Genomic DNA, 18,370 nt, shown 5'->3' on the forward strand with positions numbered 1-18,370 from the left:
AATTGATCACGGGTGCGCGCCTCTTGCGGAGTCCGCCGCCATCCGGTGAACTGACGTACCGTCAGATCCGGTGAACGGAGGACCTCATGCGGACGGTCTGGCTCGACGGGGCCCAGTGGCTCGCCGTGCTCCGAATCGGCCTCGGCCTGTGGTGGCTGGAGAGCTGGCGCCACAAGGACAAGAAGGGCTGGTTCGAGCGGGGCACCGGCATCGCCTGGGCCGCCGATGTCGCGGGCAAGCACCGCTGGGCGGTCGTCCGCACCGGCTTCCGGTCGGTCGTCGCCCCGCGCCCCAAGCTGATGGCGTACGTCGTCGTGTACGCGGAACTCGCCCTCGGCCTCGGTCTGGTGGCCGGCTTCCTCACCCCCGTCGCCCTCGTCGCCGGGCTCCTGCTGAACCTCCTCTACCTGGTGCTGATGATCCACGACTGGGCCGAGCAGGGGCAGAACGCGATGATGGCCCTCATCTCGTTCGTCGCCCTGTTCGCCATGGCCTGGCAGACCTGGTCCCTCGACCACGCGATCGGACTCTTCCGGTGACCGCCGCGAGCCCGTCGCCGGGTCCCCGCTACGACCTCCCCGAACCCGACGCGTTCACCCGGCCCTACTGGGACGCCGCCGCCGAGGGGGTGCTGCTCCTGCGCCGGTGCCGGGGGTGCGGGCGGGCCCACCACTACCCGCGCGAGTTCTGCCCGCACTGCTGGAGCGAGGACGTCGGCTGGGAGCGGGCGAGTGGGCGCGCCACGCTGTACACCTGGTCCGTCGTCCACCGCAACGACTTGCCGCCCTTCGGGGGCCGCGTGCCGTATGTCGCCGCCGTCGTCGATCTGGCGGAGGGGCCGCGGATGATGACGCGGATCGTGGAGTGCGAGGAATCGGCGCTGGCCATCGGGATGGCGTTGCGGGTCACGTTCGAGCGGGAGCCGGGGCGGGAGGCGGTGGCGGTGTTCCGGCCCTGAGGGGGCGGGTGCCCGTGGGGCGGGGTCCCCTGGGGTGCGGGGTTCCCGCGTGCGGGGTTCCGTCCTCAAGCGCCGGACGGGCTGGGTGGGTGCGGGTTCCCCGCAGGGCGCCTGATGTTCGGTGGGTGGGGGTCCGGGGTCCCTCCGGGGCGTCTCCTCGAACGACGAACGTGCGGGCACCACGCGTACGAACCCCGGTCTGTGTTCGTCGTTCTGCGGGGACTCCCCTGCACGCCCCCGGACCCGGCCGTCGTGCGTCTGCGGGCCCGGGATTCGCCGGCGAGGAGGCGTAAGCGCGGGTCGGCGTCCGTGGCCTCGGGTTCCACCGGGGGAGGACGCCCGACCGGCCGGGTGGGGGCGCGCAGGGGAGTCCCCGCAGGAAATGGCGTACGACCCGGGCCCCTTACGTACCCGGGCGCACACGCCATTTCTGAGGAGTCTCCCCGGAGGGGCACCACCCGCCACCCACCGAACAGGCCGCGCACCCCCGCCCGCAGCCCGCAGGGCCGACGCGGTCGTCCCGGTGGACGGGACCGCGCCCCGCGCGGCATGTGCGCGGTGGTTTGGATGGGGGAAGGACGGAGCCCCGTCGTCACCACGGCACAGAAGGAGCGCGCATGGCACTCACCGGACGCGTCGCGATCGTCACCGGCGCCGGGGACGGGATCGGGGCCGCCGTGGCGCGTGCGTACGCCGCCGAGGGGGCGCACGTGCTGGTCGCGGAGCTGAACGAGGAGACCGGCCGGGCGGTGGCCGAGGAGACCGGCGGGCTGTTCGTCCGGACCGACGTCGGGGACAAGGCGCAGGTGCTCACGATGGTGGACGCGGCCGTACGGGAGTGGGGCCGGGTCGACATCCTGGTCAACAACGCCTGGGGCGCGGGCGATGTGGGCCGGGTGGAGAACAAGACGGACGAGATGCTGGAGCGGGGCTTCGGGGTCGGGTTCTACGGGCCGTTCCGGGCGATGAAGGCGGTGTTCCCGTACATGAAGGAGCAGGGCTGGGGCCGCGTCGTGAACATGTGCAGCCTCAACGGTGTCAACGCGCACGTCGGGACTCTGGAGTACAACGCGGCCAAGGAGGCCCTGCGCACCCTGACCCGGACGGCGGCCCGCGAATGGGCGCCGACGGGTGTGGTGGTGAACGCGATCTGCCCGGGGGCGAAGAGCGCCGCGTACGCCCGGATGATGCGGGAGCATCCGGAGCTGGAGGCGCAGGCGAACGCGGCGAACCCGATGGGCCGCATCGGCGACCCGGCCGAGGACATCGCCCCGGTCGCGCTGTTCCTGGCGAGCGAGGGCGCGCGGTACGTCACGGGGAACACGCTCTTCGTCGACGGCGGCGCGCACATCAACGGGGTCGCCTGGGCCCCGGAGCTGCCGTAGCGGTCCGGTGGGCCGCCCGCAGGGCCGGGCGGCGGGCATACGTGCCCCACGCCCCCGGACGGACGGACGGGCCGGCCGGCCCTGCGGGCGCGCGGCGGGCATGCGTGGCCCATACACCGGACCCGCCGACCAGCCGGTGACCGTGCGATGTCACGCTGGTGGCCTTGATCCGTACGGCCGCGAGGGAACGACGCCATGAGCACCGGCAGCTACTACGAGCGCATCGACGACCACCGCTACAAGCCCACCGCCCATGCGAGCGGTGCCTGGAGTACGGACGAGGTGCACTTCAGCCCGTTCGGCGGCCTGGTCACGCACGCGATCGAGCGGCATCTGGCGGACCGGCCGGGGGAGGGGCTGCTGCTGTCGCGGATCAGTTTCGACATCCTCGGCCGGATCGCGCTGGACGAGGTGGAGATCCGGGTCGAGACGGTCCGCCCCGGCCGCACGATCGAGCTGGTCGAGGCCGTCGCGAGCATCGCGGGCCGCCCCGTCGTGCGGGCCCGCGCCTGGTGCCTGGCCGCCGTGGACACCACCGCCGTGGCCGGGGGCGGGGACGACCGCCTCGCCCACCCCGACACCCTCGCACCCTGGCCGATGGCCGACCTCTGGCCCGGCGGCTACATCGCCTCCCTGGACGTCCGCCCGGTCGGCACCCCGCGCCCCGGCCGCGCCACCGCCTGGATCTCCACCCCGCTGGACCTCGTCGCGGGCGAGAAGGCGGGCGCGCTGGCTTCGTACATCGCCCTGGTCGACACCGCCAACGGCATCGCCGTGCGCGAGCAGCCCACGGCCTGGATGTTCCCGAACGTCGACCTGACCGTGCACCTGCACCGCCTGCCGGAGGGCGGCTGGACCGGCCTGGACACCACGGTCGTCTTCGGCCCGGCCGGCCAGGGCCTCACCAGTACGGTGCTCCACGACGTCCACGGCCCCGTCGGCCGGGCGGAACAGATCCTCACCGTGCGGCCGTTGTAGGCAACACCCGGCCATTCCGGCCGCATTGGCCACTTCTGGTCTGCCGGACGGACCGTCCTGTGCCGCTTAATGGTCCTCCGTTGACGAGAGCTGGGGGAGCCGTGACCGACGACACCGGTACCGCTGGTACGCCACCGCCGGACGAGCCGCCGACGGTCGTGTCTCCGCCGCCGCCCCCGCCTCCCTCCCCGCCCCCGGCGCCCGTGCCGCCCCTGACGCTCCCGCCGCCCCTCCCGGCGGCCGAGCGCAAGAGCCGTGTGCTCGACCTGTGGATCGACCGCCGCGCCCTGCGGGTGGGGTCGGCGGCGATACCGCTGGCCGGCATCACGGTGGTCGACGCCTTCCGCTTCGGGCCCGACTGGGGCGAGACGGCCATGCGCGTACTGAAATGGCTGGCCGCCGCGATCATCGTCGTCGCCGTCATCAGCTCCACGCAGGACGGCGACATCGGAGCCGGCGAGAACGGCAACGTCCTGACCCTCGTGGGTGTGGCCGCCCTGATCATCGTCGTCCTGAGCATCGGCACGGCGAAACCGGTGCTCGTCGTGGAGACGGCCGGGGGCTCCCGCCTGGTCGTCACCCGGCCGAGCCTGGAGGACCTGCGACTGATCGCCGACGCGATCCTCTTCGCGATCCAGGTCCCGGACACGGAGTTCCACACCACTGTGCGTCCGCTCAACGACGCGAAGAAGTACGGGTCCGTGATGGTGATGAACGGCGGGCGGGGAACCCCCGGCCTCAGGCTGTGAGCGGCCTGCCCGGCCGGTGAGGCCGGTGTGAGCCGGTCAGACCCAGGCGGCCACGGTGTTGCACGTGTTCTCGATGACGTACGTCGCCCCGTACTCACCGGCGCAGACGTCGAATTCCAGGTAGTCGCCCTCGGCGAAGTTCTTGTTCATGTACCGGTACGCGTTGGCCCCGCCCTTGTTCCAGATGAGGCCGGTGCGGTGGCGCGCGTTGGTGTTCGCGTCGTACGTGGTCCAGCGGACGACCGCGGAGTGACCGTCGGCCTTCTGGTCCACGATCATGAACCAGTCGCCGTTCGGACGGAAACAGGCCATGGCCGACGAGTTGGATCCGCACCGGTCGCTGGTGCCGGTTCCCGAGGGCCAGACCGTCGTACCGGCCACGTCGTTCTCGACCGTGATGGCGGAGGACGAGGTGATGCTGAGGAGCGTGGCGGCGACGGCTCCGCCGACGACCGTGGCTATCCGGGACATGCGCATGAGGGTTCCTCCCGTTGTCGATCTCGTGGATCTTGTCGATCTTGTCGAGTGGCGCATGGTAGCCAGTCGCGGGAGACGAGTCGACTCGCCAGCAGGTGAGCGGTGGTCAGGGACGCCCTCTGCGACCACACGTCGTCCGGTGAGGGCCACTCAACTGGTCAGCGCCTTACGCTGCTTGCGCCGCTCCCGGCCGCTGGAGTGGCGGATCACGACCCCGCCCATGCCACACGTGCCCGAGAGCCGGAGCAGCGGGGTGCCGGGCAGCCGTCGGCCGGAGGTCTTGTCCTTGAAGCCGCCCATGCCGGGATCGAGCGCGTCGGTGTCCGAACCCCAGCCCTCGGGCACCACGAACACCACACCCGCCATCTGTGCGTCCACCTCGACCTCGATCTCACGCAGTCGGCACTCCGTCTGCGTGAAGTCGAGCAGGACGCCGCCCATGCCGCCGTACGCGACGATGCGCGGCGGCACCTTCCACCGGCCCGTCCGGGACACGCTGTGCATGCCGCCCCGGAGCGTCAGCGGTTCGCCGGAATCCACGACCACGGGCCCCAGATCGGCGGTGAGCGGGGCGAGTTCGCCGTACGTCTTCGCCGTCAGCGCGGCGCCGACCCGTTCGTCCAGCTCGTCGAGGTCGATCCGTCCCTCGGCCGCCGCCTCCCGCAGCTGTTCCACGACCGCCTCGCGGTCGGCGTCGGAGGCACGCATGCGGCCGGGGGAGCGGTCGGGTTCGGCAGTCATGGACCCGATGATACGGACGGCTCTACTCCTCGGGCACGAGCTGGGCGGTGACCACCCCGTGCAGCAACTCCGCGTCCACGAAGTCCCCGTACTCCGGCGCCCCGCACCGCCGGCTCAGCGGATACGTGTTCCCCTCCGCCGCCGGAATACCCACCTACCGGTCCCGCACCGCCGACCCGGGATCACCGTCCGTCGGCGCCGCCGTCACCGCCCGGGTGCCCCGATCACCTGGGCGGTCGTCTCGAAGCGGTGCACGGTCGGCTTCAGGACTTCGTAGAGCCGGCCGAAGTAGGCCGTTTCGGCCGTCCCCGTGAGCACCGCCAGGACGAACTCGACGCAGCGCATGGCGTGGGGCTCCCAGAGAGGTCCCCGCCCCTCGTTGAAGAGGAGCGTCCACGTGTCCGGGTGCTGTCCGGGGCGCACGAGCAGTAGAGGAAGGCCCCGGAGCCCTCCTCGAAGGCCCAGGGGATGACGTACGCCCCCTCCTCCAGCAGGCCGTCCGGTTTTTCCTCGTCCATGAGCCACAGGCTTTCGAGGACCCCGTCACGTTCCGTCCGCTGCCAGTGCAGGTTGGACACGTCCGCCGTGGCGTCCGGGCCGAGCAGCCAGATCGTCCGGTCGAAGAGCCCGTCCCCGTAAGCCTCCACGAGCCGCTTGTAGTCCTCCGGCAGCCCCGTGCCCAACCGTTTCTCCGCCGCCGCCCAGTCGGGTGCCGGGGGCGGCTCGGCGGGCGGCGGGCAGAGGCGGAGGAGGGCGTCGAGCGCGGGGGATGCGGTCACGGAGACGGAACGTAGCGGAGCGGCCCGCCTCACAGCCCCGGTGCCCCCCACACCGGGAACCACCGTGCCAGGTCCTTCTCCACCCGCAGGTCGTCGCCCAGGGCGGCGCGGACGGAGAGTTCGAGGGGGTTGTCGCGTTTCTCGGTGGTGCCGGGGAGTGGGGCGAAGGGGTAGAAGGTGCCGCGTTTGTAGAGGTAGACGAGGGCGAGTGAGCGGTCGCGGGCGTCGTGGAAGGCGATGAGGGAGCAGAGGAGCTGCGGGCCGAAGCCGCCGTCCTGGAGGAGGGTGTTGACGGCGTGGAGGTCGTTGACGAGGGCGGCGGTGTCGTCGGGGGGCTGGCGGGCGAGGAGCCAGGTGTAGCCGTAGGAGTCGCGGCTGAACTCGACGGGGATGCCGCCGCGCGCGGTGTCGGCGTCGAGGAGTTCGCGGACGTCCTGCTGGAGACGGGCGAAGGTGGCGCCTTCGACGCCGGCGAAGCAGACCGAGCCGAGGCCGGTCGGGGTGAAGCCGGTGGCGGCCTGGAGGGTGAGGGCGGCGGAGGGGACGGCGAAGAGCTGGTCGAGGTCCGGGCGGACCGGTTTGCTGCGGCCGAGGATGGTGTCGAGCAGGCCCACGGGGGACTCCCTGGGTGGCGGGGGCGCTTCTACGGGCGGGACAGGTCGGCGGAGATGCGGGCGAGCTGGTCCAGGCGCTGTTCGAGGGTCGGGTGCGAGGAGAGCAGCCGGCTGAGGCTCTCCTTGGAGGAGAAGGCCGGGACGAAGTAGAAGGCGTTGTACGGCTCCGCCTTCCGCAGGTCCTCCGTGGGGATACGGGCCATCTGGCCGCTCACCTTGGTGAGGGCGGAGGCCAGGGCGGAGGGGCGGCCGGTGAGGAGGGCCGCGGCGCGGTCGGCGGAGAGTTCGCGGTAGCGGGAGAGCAGCCGGGTGAGCAGGAAGCTGAGGGCGTAGACGACGGCGCTGACCAGCGGGATCAGCATGAGGACGATGCCCGAGGGGTCGTTGCTGCGGCTGCCCCGGGCGAAGCCGCCCCAGAGGGCGACGCGGGTCATGATCCCGGCGAGGACGCCGAGGAACGAGGCGATGGTCATGACGGCGACGTCCCGGTGCGCCACATGGGACATCTCGTGGGCGAGGACGCCCTCCAACTCCTCCGGTTCCAGTCTGCGGAGCAGACCGGTGGTGGCGCAGACGAGGGCCGTCTTCTCGTTGCGGCCCGTCGCGAAGGCGTTCGGGACGTCGCTCTGCGCGATCGCCACCCGGGGTTTGGTCATATCGGCAAGGGCGCAGATCCGGTCGATCGCGCCGTGCAGTTCCGGGGCCTGTTCGGGGGTGACCTCGCGGGCGCCCATGCTGAACGCGGCGATGCGGTCGCTGAACCAGAACTGGGCGACGAACATGCCGCCGGTGATGATCAGGATGATCGGCCAGGCGCCCTTCAGGACGGCGAGCAGCACGCCGACCAGCACGACGTACAGCAGGCCGATCAGGAACATGGTGGTGACCATGCGTGCCGTCAGCCCCCGGTCGGAGGCGTAGCGGCTCCGGGTTCGGCTCATGGGTGCCCTCCAGTCCTCGCCTGTCTTCCATGGTGCTCCTCGGCGGCCGAAAGTGGACGTGGGGACTCCGTTCGGGTGGTTTGGCCGAAGAGCGCCTGGTTGTTTAGGTGCCTCAGGCATCTAGTGGGAGTGATCGGTACGACACCCCCCTCTTCCTGCGAGGTCCGCCGTGACAGAGACATCCACCGAAACGCCTGGCGTCGTCTTCCCGCAGAACCGCAGCTGTCCCTATCACCCGCCGTCCGGCTACCCCCGTCCGAGCCGGGGCGACGGGCCCGTCTCCCGGGTCCGGCTCTTCGACGGCCGTACGGTCTGGCTGGTCACCGGACACGCCGAGGCGCGGGCCCTGCTCGTGGACCCGAGGCTGTCCTCCGACCGCGAGCACCCCGCGTTCCCGGTGTTCGCCCGGCGGCTGGCCACCACCACCCAGCGGCGGATCGAACTGCTCGGCGTGGACGACCCCGAGCACCACGCCCAGCGCCGGATGCTCATCCCGAGCTTCACGCTCCGCAGGACCGCCGCGCTGCGCCCGCGCATCCAGGAGATCGTGGACGGGCTCCTCGACGCGATGGTCGCGCAGGGGCCGCCCGCCGAACTGGTCACGGCCTTCGCGCTCCCCGTCCCGTCCATGGTCATCTGCGCGCTGCTCGGCGTGCCCTACGAGGACCACGCGTTCTTCGAGGCGCAGTCCCGCAAGCTGCTGCGCGGGCCGGAGGGCTCCGACGTGGAGACGGCCCGGGAGGCGCTGACCGAGTACTTCCGGACGCTGATCGCGCAGAAGCGGCGCGAGCCGGGCGACGGGCTGCTGGACGAGCTGATCGCCCAGCGGCTGGAGACCGGGGAACTGGAGCTGGACGCGCTGGTGCGGCTGGCGCAGATCCTGCTGGTGGCCGGGCACGAGACCACCGCGAACATGATCTCGTTGGGCACCCTCACCCTGCTCCAGCACCCGGACCAGCTGGCGCTGCTGCGGGCGGCGGGGCCGGAGGGGGTGGGCGCGGCCGTGGAGGAGCTGCTGCGGTTCCTGTCCATCGCGGACGGGCTCTCCCGGATCGCCGTCGAGGACATCGAGATCGGCGGGGTGGTGCTGCGCGCCGGGGACGGGGTCCTGCTGTCCACGGCGGTGAGCAACCGGGACGCGAGCGTGTATCCGGCCCCGGACGCGCTCGACCTGGAGCGCGGCGCCCGCAACCACGTGGCGTTCGGCTTCGGCATCCACCAGTGCCTCGGGCAGAACCTCGCCCGCGCCGAGCTGGAGATCGCGCTGCCCGCCCTCTTCGAGCGGCTGCCGGGGCTGCGGACGGCGGTGCCCGTGGCGGAGATCCCCTTCAAACCGGGGGACACCGTCCAGGGGCTCGTGGAACTGCCGGTGACGTGGTGAGCGCGGAAGGGGAGGCGGCCGTGGAGCTGCGGATCGCCGTCGACAAGGACGTGTGCATCGGGGCCGGGCAGTGCGCGCTCGCGGCGCCCCGGGTCTTCACCCAGGACGAGGACGGGCTCAGCGAGGTGCTCCCCGACGCCGAGCCGGGGCCCATGGTCCGCGAGGCCGCCCGCGCCTGCCCCGTACGGGCGATCACGCTCGGCTGATCCGGCGGGCGGGGCCCTCGGGGCCGGAGGGATTCACGGCCAGAGCAGTTCACGGATCCAGGCGGCGCCCTCCGCGCGGTACCGCAGCCGCACGTGGCGGCGGCGGGCGTCGCCCTGGAAGAACTCGGCCTCACGCGGCTCCACCACGTACCGCGTCCAGCTCGCCACCTCCGCGTCCGGCTCCGCCCCGGCCCGCTGCCACGCGGCGTCCGAGGCGCGGTCCAGCTCCGCCACCGACCCCAGCACCTCGCTCTGCCGTCCGACCAGCGCCGAGGCCAGGGCCCCCGTCGAGCGGGCGTGCAGATCGGCGGAGCTCTCGGCCGGCGAACAGACCGCGACCAGCCCTCGCACCCGCACCTGCCGTCCGAGCGCGGGCCAGTAGAACCCCAGCGCCGCCTGCGGGCGGGCGGCCAGTTGCCGGCCCTTCGCGCTCGTGGCGTGCGTCGCGAAGTGCCACCCCCGTTCGTCCGCCCCGTGCAGCATCACCGTCCGCACGTCCGGCATCCCCTCCTCGTCCACCGTCGCCAGACTCATCGTGTGCGGCTCCGTCTGCCCGGCCGCGACGGCGTCCGCGAACCAGGAGTGGAAGAGGGGAAGGGGCGCGGCGGGGGCCGCCTCCGGGTCGAATACGGGCAGCTCGACGTCCCAGACGCGCTGGGCGTGGAGCAGTTCGGTGAAGCGGTGCGAGGCGTCGGAGGTCATGGGGTCATTTCACAGGGTGCGGCGGGGCAGGAGAGGCGAGACGATGTAGCACTGTGAGACACGTGGCGCTGCGCTGGCTGTATGAAGACCATTACGCAGCGGGAGTTCCGTAACCGGTCCGCGGATGTCATGAACGCAGTGGAGGAGGGCGAGGTCTTCCACATCACGCGCAACGGGATAGAGGTTGCCGAGCTGCGCCCCCTCGCGCGCAGGCGAAGTCCGAGCGCGGAGGAGCTGGTGGCCCGCCACCGGCGCCTTCCGAGGGTGGACGCCGCAGTGATGCGCCGTGAGGCGGACCAGCTGTTCGGCGGCGAGGACAGGGCCGGAGACGACGATCCGTGGGAGCGCCCGCGTGGCTGAGCGCTATGAGCAGGGCGTCCTCGATACCTGCACGTACATCGACCTCGGGCTGCTGAGTCCGAAGGACCTGCCGTCCTTCCCCGCGCTCACCGCCGTGACGATGGCCGAACTCCAGCAGGGGGTGGCGATGGCCGTCCACCCGTCCGAGCGGGCGGCACGGATGGAGAAGCGGGGGGCCGCCGTGGCCGACTTCGAGCCCCTGCCCTTCGACGGTGACGCGGCCGCCCGGTACGGAAGCCTGGTGTCGCTGGTCCTCGCGGCCGGCCGGAACCCCCGCCCCCGGCGTATGGGTCTGATGATCGCGTCCATCGCGTCGGTGCGGGACCTGCCGCTCTTCACCCGCAACGCGGACGACTTCAAGGGGCTGGAGGACATGCTCACCGTGGTCGCCCTCTGAGCCGGACGTGCCCCGTGCCGGTCCTCCGGCTTTCCGCCCCTCACCCCCGCCCCAGCACCACCGTCCCCGAGGAGCAGAACCAGCCGCCCGTGCCCGAGGCGACGGCGAGTTCCGGGAGGCGGTCGCCCGGTTTGCGGACCTGACGGGCGCCGGCCTCGCCGCGGAGCTGGCGGACGGCCTCGACCAGGAGGAAGAGGCCGCGCATGCCGGGGTGGCAGGCGGAGAGGCCGCCGCCGTCGGTGTTGACGGGGAGTTCGCCCGTCAGGCCGGTGCGGCCCTTCTCGACGAAGGGGCCGCCCTCGCCCTTCGCGCAGAAACCCAGGTCCTCCAGGGTCACCAGCGTCATATAGGTGAAGGCGTCGTAGATCTCGGCCAGATCGATGTCCGCCGGGCGCACCCCCGCCCGTTCGAAGGCGAGCCGGCCGGAGACGGCGGCGGGGGAGACGGTGAAGTCGTCCCACTCGGACATCGTGGAGTGCGAGACGTGCTCGCCGGTGCCGAGGACCCAGACGGGGGCCTTCGCCGTGTCCGGGACGTACTCCTCGGCGGCCAGCAGCACCGCGCAGCCGCCGTCGCTGCGGATGCAGCAGTGCAGCTTGGTGAACGGGTCCGCGATCATCGGGCCGGACAGCACCTCGTCCACGGTGACCGGGTCGCGGAACATCGCGTCCGGATTGGCCGCCGCGTTGGCCCGCGCCCGCACCGCGACCTCCGCGAGCTGCTCCAGCGTGGTCCCGTACGTGTGCATGTGGCGGCGGGCCGCCATCGCGTACTTCGCGATCAGCGAGTGCCCGTACGGCACCTCGAACTGGAGGGGGCCCCGCGCGCCGAAGGACAGGTTCGAGGTGCGGCGGCCCGCCTTGATGTCGGCGCGGGCCGTCGACCCGTACGCCAGGAGCACGGCGTTGGCCCGGCCCTCGGCTATCGCGTCCGCCGCGTGCGCCGCCATCACCTCCCAGGTCGCCCCGCCCACCGAGGTCGAGTCCACCCAGGTCGGCCGCAGGCCCAGATACTCGGCCACCTCCACCGGGGCCAGCGTGCCGAGCCCGGCCGAGGCGAACCCGTCCACGACCGAGCGGTCCAGCCCCGAATCTGCCAGCGCCCGGCGGGCCGCCTGGGCGTGCAGGGCGTACGGCGTGGCCGTGTCGACGCGCCCGCAGTCGGACAGGGCGACCCCGACGACGGCGACCCGGCGGCGGCCGGGGGAGGGGGGGCGGTGCGTGGGAGTGGTCGGCATGAATCTGACGGTACATCAGATGGCGGGGAGCGGGACCCGCGCGGAACGGGTCCGTCGTGTGGTCCCCGTCGCCGTGCGCGACTCTGGGAATCTCCGTGCTTCACCCCTAGCATGACGGCCCGTCAGATCAGAGGCCGTCGGCCCCTGAGGGGAAGGAGCCCGATGATGGACGCCGCCTTCACCGCGGACCAGGACACGATCCGCCGCGCCCTGCGCGCCCTGCCGGCCGCGCACCGCTCACCGGCACCGGACGGGCCCGGGGGCGCCGCCGCGCCGGACGGCCCCGGCGGCGGGAGTGGTGCGCCGGACGGCTACGACCCGGAGGTCTGGCGCGCCCTCGCCCGCGACCCCGGGCTGCCCGGCCTCGCCCTGCCCGAGGCGTACGGAGGGGGCGGACGCGGGACCGCCGGGCTGGCCGCCGCTTTGGAGGAGACCGGCCGCGCCCTGCTCCCCTCCCCGCTGCTCGCGACCGCCGCGCTGGCCGCGCCCCTGATCCTCGCCCTCGGCGCCGAGGACCAGCGCACCGCCCTGCTGCCGCGCATCGCGGACGGCACCCTCACCGCCGCCCTGGCCGTCCCCGGCGGCTCGCTGTCCACCGCCCTCGGCCTCACCGGCGACCCCACCGGGGGGGCCTGGGCGGGCGGCGGCCGGGCCGGCGGGGTGCAGGCCAGGCCCGTCGGGGGTGACGGCGGCTGGCGGCTGTACGGCGAGGCCGTCCCGGTGATCGACGGCGCGAGCGCCGGACTGCTCGTGGTCGCCGCCCACGCCGGCGGCTTCCCGCGCAGCCGCACCCTCCTCTTCCTGGTCGAGGCCGACGGACCGGTCCCGCCCGCCGGACTCGTCCGCACCCCGCACCCCTCGCTCGACCCGACCCGCCCGCTCGCCCGCGTCCAGCTCCGCGACACCGGGGCGGCGCTGCTCGGCGCCGACGACGGCGCGGACGTCACCGGAGCCCTCGCGGAGGCCGGGCGCACCGCCGCCGTCGCCCTCGCCGCCGAGGCCGCCGGGGCCGCCGCGGGCGCGCTGGAGCGGGCCGTCGCCCGTGCGGAGGCCGCCGAAGCGGCCGGAACCGGAACCGCCGGCGCGCACCCGGCCGCCCGGCTCCGCCTCGCCGAGCTGTACGTCCGGGTCGAGTCGGCCCGGACCGCCGCCCACCACGCCGTCGGGGAACCGGAATCCGGCGGGCTGGCGCTCGCCCAGGCCCTGGAGGTGCTGCGCGCCACCACCGCCGAGACCGCGCAGCTGCCGGGCGGTCCGGGTGCCGCCCGGGAGCGCGGGGCCCGGGGCTACTTCGAGCGGGCCGCCGGGGACGAACTCCTCCTCGGTCCCGTCCATCTGCTCCGCGACCACGCGGCCGACCGGGCCGGGATGTTCGGCACCCGGCCGTGCGAGGGCGCCGGGCACGGGGCCGGGCGGGTGGCGGTCTGATGGCGCCCGGCGTCCGGCTCGTCCAGAAGGTCTCCTCGACCCGGGCCTTCGCGCGGATCGCCCCGCACGTCGTGCCCGCCATGGACCGCGCGGTCCACCGGCTCACCCGGGGCAGAGTGCTGCTCAGCGCCCGGATGCTGCCCGGGGTGGTGCTCACGGTGCCGGGGGCGCGCAGCGGCCGGCCGCGTACCACCCCGCTGGCCTGCATGCCGCACACCGCTGCGGACGGCGGCGAGGGCTGGGTCCTGGTGGGCAGCAACTTCGGCCGCCCCGGCCATCCGGCGTGGACGGCCAATCTGCTGGCGCACCCGGAGGCGGCCGTCATCAACTGGAAGGGGCGCGACATCCCGGTGGCGGCCCGGCTGCTGGCGGGGGAGGAGCGCGCCGGGGTGTGGCGGGAGGCGCTGCGGTTCTGGCCGCCCTATGCCGCGTACCAGTCCCGGATCGACCGGGAGATCCGGCTGTTCCGGCTGGAGCGGCGGGACGGCGGGGAGGGCGCGGCCCAGGGGGTCTGAGCTGTCCCGTCCGGGTACGCCGACGGCGGACCACAGGCGTGGTCCGCCGTCGGTGAGACAGGACCCGGGGCGCGCGGGGTCGCCGCGCGTCGCCCCGTGGGGAGACCGGCCGCGCGTTACTTCGGCGGCTTCTTGCCGGTGATGCCCAGATGCACCAACAGCGCCAGGTTCGGCTTCAGTTCGGCCTGCTTGACGCCCCAGGCGGTGAAGCCCTTCTGGTGCGAGGCGACGGCGGCGAGCATCGCGACCAGGGAACCGGCCATCGCCGCGGCGCTGACGTCCTTGTCGACCTTGCCCTTGGCCTGGAGCTCCTTCACCGATTCCGTAAGGGAGTTGGTGACCGAGTTCAGGATCTTCATGCGGATCTTGTAGAACCGCTTGTCGCCCTCGGCCGCGCCGAGGTCCACCACGCGGAGGATGGCGTCGTTGCGGCGCCAGAAGTCGAGGAAGCCCTCGACCAGTTCCTCGGCGGCCTGCCAGCCCGACTTGCCGACCCAGGAGCGTCCGGCGACCAGTTCGGTCAGTCCGGCGCCCTCTTTGGCCATTTCCTCGGCGATTTCGAGAACGGCGCCCTCGACGTCCGGGAAGTACTGGTAGAAGGTCGCGGGTGAAGTCCCCGCCTTCCGGGCGACGTCGATGACTTTGACGTCCCGGTACGGCGAGGAGCCGAGCATCTCGCTGAGGCAGTCGAGCAGCTTCTGCCGCGTCGCCTGACCGCGTCGACCGGCCACGCGGCCGTCGACGGTGCGTACTTGTCCTGTCATGCCGTCAGCTTACCGACGGGTGATCGGAGCGCGATTCGGCCGAGTGCAAATGGGGTGCGGGGCATGCGTGGTGGGGGGAACGGGGGGATTTCGGGGGATGCGCCCCGGGGTCTCCCGACCGCTTTCCACCGGGTGATTAGTGTTATCAACAGCCTGTGGACAACTTTGGTGGATAACTTTCCGTGAGGACCGCGTGACGAGGGTGTGCGGGGCGCCGCGTATCGAACGTGCGTTCGCATCGAGGGGGCTGAGGGGCGCCGGACGGGCCGCACGGCTACGTTGGGTGTGACGAGCGTCACCGCGACGGAAGGAGCCGGGCCCATGGCCGCGTTCGCACGGTCCGCCCCGTGCTGGGTGGATGCGCAGCTCCCCGACCTCGAAGCCGGCAAGCGCTTCTACGGCGAGCTGTTCGGCTGGACCTTCCGGCCCGGCGACGGCCCGTACGCCGACGCGCTCAGCGAGGGCCGGCTCGTCGCCGCCCTCGCCGCCAAGCGGGACGGCCGGATGCCCACCGCCTGGGGCGTCTACTTCGCCACCGACGACATCGGCGCCACCGTCGCCCTGATCCGCGAGCACGGCGGCCAGATCATCACCACCCCCGTCCGCGCCGGGCTCGCCGGGATCGTCGCCCAGGCCGCCGACCCCGGCGGCGCGGTCTTCGGCCTCTGGCAGGCCGCCGAGCGCAAGGGCTTCCAGAAGCAGAACGAACCCGGCTCCTTCTGCTGGACCGAGGTCTACACCCGCGAGAAGGAGCGCGTGGACGCCTTCTACGAGGCCGTCTTCGGCTTCCGCTCCACGGACCTCGACGAGTCCGGGCCCGGCGGCCCCGGCACCGCCGAATCCGGCGTCGACTTCCGCATGTGGTCCCCGGAGGGCACCGAACCGGGCCCCGACACCGCCGTCGGCGGGCGCAGCGTCATCACCGACGCCTTCCCCGCCGAGATGCCCAGCTACTTCCTCAGCTACTTCGCCGTCGCCGACTGCGACGCCACCGCCGAGACCGTCCAGAGGTTCGGTGGCCGGATCTCGGCGGAGCCCTTCGACATCCCGTACGGGCGGATGGCCGTCGTCCAGGACGACCAGGGCGCCGTCTTCGCCGTACTTCAGCCGCCCCTGTCCTGAAACGGGCGGAGTGCTACGGGACACCCCGATCCGCCCCCGGGTTCGCCACCGGAGCCTCGGCCAGGAAGAATCGGGGTGCGCACCGCCGGGTGGTGCCCACGGATGAGACGCTGCACACGGCGGGTTTTTCGCGGACCTCTGATCCCTGGGGTCCGTACGGGGAGGTGGCAGGCAAGTGGTGGAGCAGCTGACGCAGCACGACCCGAGGCGGATCGGCCCGTTCGAGGTGCTGGGACGGCTCGGGGCCGGCGGCATGGGGCTGGTCTATCTCGCCCGCTCGGCGTCCGGCCGGCGGGTGGCGATCAAGACGGTCCGCACGGAACTGGCCGAGGACCAGCTGTTCCGGGTCCGCTTCACGCGCGAGGTCGAGGCGGCCCGCGCGGTCAGTGGTTTCTACACGGCCGCCGTCGTCGACGCGGACCCGCGTGCCGCCGTGCCGTGGCTGGCCACCGCCTATGTGCCCGCCCCCTCGCTCGAAGAGATAGTGAATGAGTGCGGGCCGATGCCGACGCAGGCCGTGCGCTGGCTCGCCGCGGGCATCGCCGAGGCCCTCCAGTCCATCCACGGCGCCAAGCTCGTCCACCGCGACATGAAGCCCTCCAACGTGCTGGTCGTCGAGGACGGCCCCCGGGTCATCGACTTCGGGATCGCCTCCGGGGTCTCCAACACCCGGCTCACCATGACGAACGTCGCCGTCGGCACGCCCGCGTACATGTCGCCCGAGCAGGCCCGCGACTCCCGCAGCGTCACCGGGGCCAGCGACATCTTCTCGCTCGGCTCCACCCTGGTCTTCGCCGCTACCGGGCACGCCCCGTTCCACGGAGCCAACCCCGTCGAGACCGTCTTCATGCTGCTGCGCGAGGGCCCCGACCTCGCCGGACTCCCCGAGGACCTGCGCCCGCTCATCGAGTCCTGCATGCAGATGGACGCCGCGCTACGCCCCACCCCGGCCGAGCTCCAGGCCCAGCTCGCCCCGCACCTCTTCGCCTCCGGCGGCGACGACAGCGGCACCGCGTCGGCCTGGCTGCCCGCCGAGGCCACCGCGATGATCGAGCAGCGCCGGGGCGGTGGCCGCGCCCCCGCCGCCCGGCCCGCGCCCGCCGCGCCGCCGCAGCGCGGCGCCGACTGGGACAACGCCTGGCGCCCCGGCGACAACCCGCCCCCGCCGCCCGCCGCCCCGCCCGCCCCCGTCCCGGTGCCCGACGCCGGCGGTCCCGTACGCCTCCAGGGCGCGGCCGTGCCGATCGGCCCCGGCCCCCGGGCCCAGGACGTGCGCGCCTCCGCCGCCGCCGAGGCCGGCCCGGCGACCGACTGGGTGCGCCCGCCCGCCGGGATGAACGGCGCGGCCCCCGCCGCCACGCACGCCCCCGTGCCCGCCCCGGCCCCCGCGCCCGAGGCCGGACCGGCCGCGCCGGACCGCTGGCGGCCCTGGCGTTTCCGCATGTCGAACGATGTGTGGGGCACCCCCGTCGTCGTCGGTGACCTGCTCTACGTGACCTCCTTCGAGGTGCACGCGCTGGACACCGGCAACGGGCGGCGCCAGTTCAAGACCAGGGACGTGGCCTGGGCGATGGCCGTGGACGGCGGCAGCATCCACGCCTCCGACGGCCCCTCGCTCTACGCCCTGGACGCGACGAGCGGCGCCGAGCGCTGGCGGGCGCAGAGCGAGGCGTGGGTGTACGCGCTGCGCGCCGAGCGCGGCACCGTCGTCACCGCCACCCGGGGCGGCGGCGTCCAGGCATGGGAGGCGGCCACCGGGGAGCGGCTCTGGGAGATCACCGGGGCGCAGACGGACTTCGAGACGGCGGAGGCCGGGCCGGCCCTGCACGACGGCACGGTCTACCTCTGGCAGGACGCCCGGCTGCGGGCCGTCGACGCCCGCACCGGCACCGAGCGCTGGTCCTACCCGGTGGGCGACGCCGCCTCCTGCGGCGGTGTGCCGGTCCGGGTGACCCCGGCCGCGGACGGCTATGTGTACATCGCGGCGGGGACCCGCGTCCTCGCCGTGGACATCGCCGCCGGCCACGTCCGCTGGCACTTCGAGGCCCCCGCGGTCTTCCTCTCCCCGCCCGCCTTCGCGCCCGGCCCGGCGGTGACCGGCGGCGGGGTGTACCTCGCGGACTACCTCGGCACCGTCTACGCCCTGGACGCCTCGACCGGCAAGGACCGCTGGCGCATCGCCACGGAGGCCCGCCAGTCGATCGAGCCGGTGCTGGTGGAGGCGGGCAACGTGCACGTCGGCAGCGGCAGCGCGCTCTACACCCTGGACGCCGTCACGGGCACCCCGAAGTGGCGGTTCGCCGCGGGCGGCGAGGTCGTGGGGGCCCCGGTCGTCGCCGACGGCCGCGTCCACTTCGGCTCCGCCGACCACGTCCTCTACACCCTCGACGCGGCGGGCGGCCAGCTCCGCTGGAAGCTCGCCACCGGCGGCGAGATCACCGGCTCGCCCGTGGCCCAGGGCGGCGTCGTCTACGCGTGCAGCAAGGATCGCTGCGTGTACGCGCTGGACGCGGTCAAGGGCACGGGGACGGGGAACCGGGCGCGGTCCTAGGGCCTGTCTGACAATTCCCGTCGTCCGCCCGGAGGGCGGGCCGGGCGGCGTCAGGTGCGTGCCGTTGACGCCCTCCTCCGCCTTG

22 protein-coding genes are annotated in these 18,370 nt (G+C 73.4%); 13 read left to right on the top strand and 9 right to left on the bottom strand.

Annotated elements, in window-relative coordinates; translation table 11 throughout:
* Nucleotides 1-86 precede the first annotated feature (86 nt).
* The 5 genes from ACWCXC_RS01030 (at nucleotide 87) to ACWCXC_RS01050 (ending at nucleotide 4,070) form a co-directional block, all read left to right on the top strand.
* A complete protein-coding gene (locus tag ACWCXC_RS01030; protein ID WP_450680920.1) occupies nucleotides 87-539 on the top strand; it encodes a DoxX family protein in 453 nt (150 codons plus the stop codon).
* Complete coding sequence (locus ACWCXC_RS01035; RefSeq protein WP_450885815.1) at nucleotides 536-958, top strand: Zn-ribbon domain-containing OB-fold protein; 423 nt, start codon at nucleotides 536-538, stop codon at nucleotides 956-958. Before ACWCXC_RS01030 ends, ACWCXC_RS01035 begins: the two co-directional genes overlap by 4 nt.
* Nucleotides 959-1,575: 617 nt before the next feature.
* Nucleotides 1,576-2,343, top strand: coding sequence for an SDR family NAD(P)-dependent oxidoreductase (locus ACWCXC_RS01040; RefSeq protein ID WP_450885817.1), 768 nt, complete (start codon nucleotides 1,576-1,578; stop codon nucleotides 2,341-2,343).
* Nucleotides 2,344-2,538: 195 nt separating this feature from the next.
* The gene (locus ACWCXC_RS01045) at nucleotides 2,539-3,321 is read left to right on the top strand and encodes a thioesterase family protein (protein ID WP_450680923.1); all 783 of its coding nucleotides are present in this window, start codon (nucleotides 2,539-2,541) and stop codon (nucleotides 3,319-3,321) included.
* Between the two features lie 101 nt (nucleotides 3,322-3,422).
* A complete protein-coding gene (locus ACWCXC_RS01050; protein ID WP_450885820.1) occupies nucleotides 3,423-4,070 on the top strand; it encodes a DUF6232 family protein in 648 nt (215 codons plus the stop codon).
* 36 nt (nucleotides 4,071-4,106) lie between these two features.
* On the opposite strand, the gene ACWCXC_RS01055 is transcribed toward ACWCXC_RS01050, so the two are convergent.
* The 6 genes from ACWCXC_RS01055 to htpX form a co-directional block, all read right to left on the bottom strand.
* The gene (locus ACWCXC_RS01055; protein ID WP_450885822.1) at nucleotides 4,107-4,541 is read right to left on the bottom strand and encodes a hypothetical protein; all 435 of its coding nucleotides are present in this window, start codon (nucleotides 4,539-4,541) and stop codon (nucleotides 4,107-4,109) included.
* Between the two features lie 156 nt (nucleotides 4,542-4,697).
* Nucleotides 4,698-5,288 (bottom strand): DUF1707 SHOCT-like domain-containing protein, encoded by a 591-nt coding sequence (locus ACWCXC_RS01060; RefSeq protein WP_450885824.1) that lies wholly within the window; start codon nucleotides 5,286-5,288, stop codon nucleotides 4,698-4,700.
* Between the two features lie 22 nt (nucleotides 5,289-5,310).
* Entirely contained in the window at nucleotides 5,311-5,442 is a 132-nt protein-coding gene (locus tag ACWCXC_RS01065) for a hypothetical protein (RefSeq protein WP_450680927.1), read from the bottom strand.
* Between the two features lie 50 nt (nucleotides 5,443-5,492).
* Nucleotides 5,493-5,711 carry a hypothetical protein gene (locus ACWCXC_RS01070; protein ID WP_450885826.1) on the bottom strand — a complete coding sequence of 73 codons (219 nt, stop codon included), beginning with the start codon at nucleotides 5,709-5,711 and terminating at the stop codon, nucleotides 5,493-5,495.
* A gap of 385 nt (nucleotides 5,712-6,096) precedes the next feature.
* Nucleotides 6,097-6,681, bottom strand: a complete 585-nt coding sequence (gene pspAB / locus ACWCXC_RS01075) for a PspA-associated protein PspAB (protein WP_450680928.1) — start codon at nucleotides 6,679-6,681, stop codon at nucleotides 6,097-6,099.
* A gap of 29 nt (nucleotides 6,682-6,710) precedes the next feature.
* Nucleotides 6,711-7,622, bottom strand: coding sequence for a zinc metalloprotease HtpX (gene htpX / locus ACWCXC_RS01080; RefSeq protein ID WP_450680929.1), 912 nt, complete (start codon nucleotides 7,620-7,622; stop codon nucleotides 6,711-6,713).
* A gap of 169 nt (nucleotides 7,623-7,791) precedes the next feature.
* Here htpX and ACWCXC_RS01085 point away from each other — a divergent pair, with 169 nt between their 5' ends.
* On the top strand, nucleotides 7,792-9,003 hold the full coding sequence (locus ACWCXC_RS01085; RefSeq protein WP_450680930.1) for a cytochrome P450: 1,212 nt from the start codon (nucleotides 7,792-7,794) through the stop codon (nucleotides 9,001-9,003).
* Nucleotides 9,004-9,029: 26 nt separating this feature from the next.
* Nucleotides 9,030-9,209 carry a ferredoxin gene (locus ACWCXC_RS01090; RefSeq protein WP_450680945.1) on the top strand — a complete coding sequence of 60 codons (180 nt, stop codon included), beginning with the start codon at nucleotides 9,030-9,032 and terminating at the stop codon, nucleotides 9,207-9,209.
* 33 nt (nucleotides 9,210-9,242) lie between these two features.
* Here the strand turns inward: ACWCXC_RS01090 and ACWCXC_RS01095 are convergent, their stop codons facing one another.
* Nucleotides 9,243-9,911, bottom strand: a complete 669-nt coding sequence (locus ACWCXC_RS01095) for a pyridoxine/pyridoxamine 5'-phosphate oxidase (protein WP_450885829.1) — start codon at nucleotides 9,909-9,911, stop codon at nucleotides 9,243-9,245.
* A gap of 81 nt (nucleotides 9,912-9,992) precedes the next feature.
* Here ACWCXC_RS01095 and ACWCXC_RS01100 point away from each other — a divergent pair, with 81 nt between their 5' ends.
* The gene (locus tag ACWCXC_RS01100; RefSeq protein ID WP_450885831.1) at nucleotides 9,993-10,271 is read left to right on the top strand and encodes a type II toxin-antitoxin system Phd/YefM family antitoxin; all 279 of its coding nucleotides are present in this window, start codon (nucleotides 9,993-9,995) and stop codon (nucleotides 10,269-10,271) included.
* Nucleotides 10,264-10,668: a type II toxin-antitoxin system VapC family toxin gene (locus ACWCXC_RS01105; protein WP_450885833.1), complete on the top strand. Its 405-nt coding sequence runs from the start codon at nucleotides 10,264-10,266 to the stop codon at nucleotides 10,666-10,668. The genes ACWCXC_RS01100 and ACWCXC_RS01105 overlap by 8 nt, the downstream gene beginning before the upstream one ends.
* Nucleotides 10,669-10,708: 40 nt before the next feature.
* Here ACWCXC_RS01105 and ACWCXC_RS01110 read toward each other — a convergent pair whose 3' ends face one another.
* Complete coding sequence (locus ACWCXC_RS01110) at nucleotides 10,709-11,905, bottom strand: thiolase C-terminal domain-containing protein (RefSeq protein WP_450885835.1); 1,197 nt, start codon at nucleotides 11,903-11,905, stop codon at nucleotides 10,709-10,711.
* Nucleotides 11,906-12,070: 165 nt separating this feature from the next.
* Between ACWCXC_RS01110 and ACWCXC_RS01115 the strand changes: the two genes are divergently transcribed.
* Nucleotides 12,071-13,333, top strand: a complete 1,263-nt coding sequence (locus tag ACWCXC_RS01115) for an acyl-CoA dehydrogenase family protein (RefSeq protein ID WP_450886384.1) — start codon at nucleotides 12,071-12,073, stop codon at nucleotides 13,331-13,333.
* The gene (locus ACWCXC_RS01120; protein WP_450885837.1) at nucleotides 13,333-13,848 is read left to right on the top strand and encodes a nitroreductase family deazaflavin-dependent oxidoreductase; all 516 of its coding nucleotides are present in this window, start codon (nucleotides 13,333-13,335) and stop codon (nucleotides 13,846-13,848) included. The genes ACWCXC_RS01115 and ACWCXC_RS01120 overlap by 1 nt, the downstream gene beginning before the upstream one ends.
* A 116-nt stretch (nucleotides 13,849-13,964) precedes the next feature.
* On the opposite strand, the gene ACWCXC_RS01125 is transcribed toward ACWCXC_RS01120, so the two are convergent.
* Nucleotides 13,965-14,612 carry a TetR family transcriptional regulator gene (locus ACWCXC_RS01125; protein WP_450680936.1) on the bottom strand — a complete coding sequence of 216 codons (648 nt, stop codon included), beginning with the start codon at nucleotides 14,610-14,612 and terminating at the stop codon, nucleotides 13,965-13,967.
* Between the two features lie 321 nt (nucleotides 14,613-14,933).
* Between ACWCXC_RS01125 and ACWCXC_RS01130 the strand changes: the two genes are divergently transcribed.
* Both ACWCXC_RS01130 and ACWCXC_RS01135 read left to right on the top strand, forming a co-directional pair.
* A complete protein-coding gene (locus ACWCXC_RS01130; RefSeq protein WP_450885840.1) occupies nucleotides 14,934-15,734 on the top strand; it encodes a VOC family protein in 801 nt (266 codons plus the stop codon).
* A 178-nt stretch (nucleotides 15,735-15,912) separates the two neighbouring features.
* Nucleotides 15,913-18,285, top strand: coding sequence for an outer membrane protein assembly factor BamB family protein (locus tag ACWCXC_RS01135; RefSeq protein ID WP_450886386.1), 2,373 nt, complete (start codon nucleotides 15,913-15,915; stop codon nucleotides 18,283-18,285).
* Nucleotides 18,286-18,370: the final 85 nt, after the last annotated feature.

Source organism: Streptomyces sp. NPDC001515 (assembly GCF_053597115.1).

Coding starts and splice junctions, on each gene's coding strand:
- ACWCXC_RS01115 (WP_450886384.1), top strand. CDS start 12,071: ATGGACGCCGCCTTCACCGCGGACCAGGACACGATCCGCCGCGCCCTG.
- ACWCXC_RS01040 (WP_450885817.1), top strand. CDS start 1,576: ATGGCACTCACCGGACGCGTCGCGATCGTCACCGGCGCCGGGGACGGG.
- ACWCXC_RS01045 (WP_450680923.1), top strand. CDS start 2,539: ATGAGCACCGGCAGCTACTACGAGCGCATCGACGACCACCGCTACAAG.
- ACWCXC_RS01055 (WP_450885822.1), bottom strand. CDS start 4,541: ATGTCCCGGATAGCCACGGTCGTCGGCGGAGCCGTCGCCGCCACGCTC.
- ACWCXC_RS01060 (WP_450885824.1), bottom strand. CDS start 5,288: ATGACTGCCGAACCCGACCGCTCCCCCGGCCGCATGCGTGCCTCCGAC.
- ACWCXC_RS01110 (WP_450885835.1), bottom strand. CDS start 11,905: ATGCCGACCACTCCCACGCACCGCCCCCCCTCCCCCGGCCGCCGCCGG.
- ACWCXC_RS01125 (WP_450680936.1), bottom strand. CDS start 14,612: ATGACAGGACAAGTACGCACCGTCGACGGCCGCGTGGCCGGTCGACGC.
- ACWCXC_RS01100 (WP_450885831.1), top strand. CDS start 9,993: ATGAAGACCATTACGCAGCGGGAGTTCCGTAACCGGTCCGCGGATGTC.
- ACWCXC_RS01030 (WP_450680920.1), top strand. CDS start 87: ATGCGGACGGTCTGGCTCGACGGGGCCCAGTGGCTCGCCGTGCTCCGA.
- ACWCXC_RS01120 (WP_450885837.1), top strand. CDS start 13,333: ATGGCGCCCGGCGTCCGGCTCGTCCAGAAGGTCTCCTCGACCCGGGCC.
- htpX (WP_450680929.1), bottom strand. CDS start 7,622: ATGAGCCGAACCCGGAGCCGCTACGCCTCCGACCGGGGGCTGACGGCA.
- ACWCXC_RS01095 (WP_450885829.1), bottom strand. CDS start 9,911: ATGACCTCCGACGCCTCGCACCGCTTCACCGAACTGCTCCACGCCCAG.
- ACWCXC_RS01130 (WP_450885840.1), top strand. CDS start 14,934: ATGGCCGCGTTCGCACGGTCCGCCCCGTGCTGGGTGGATGCGCAGCTC.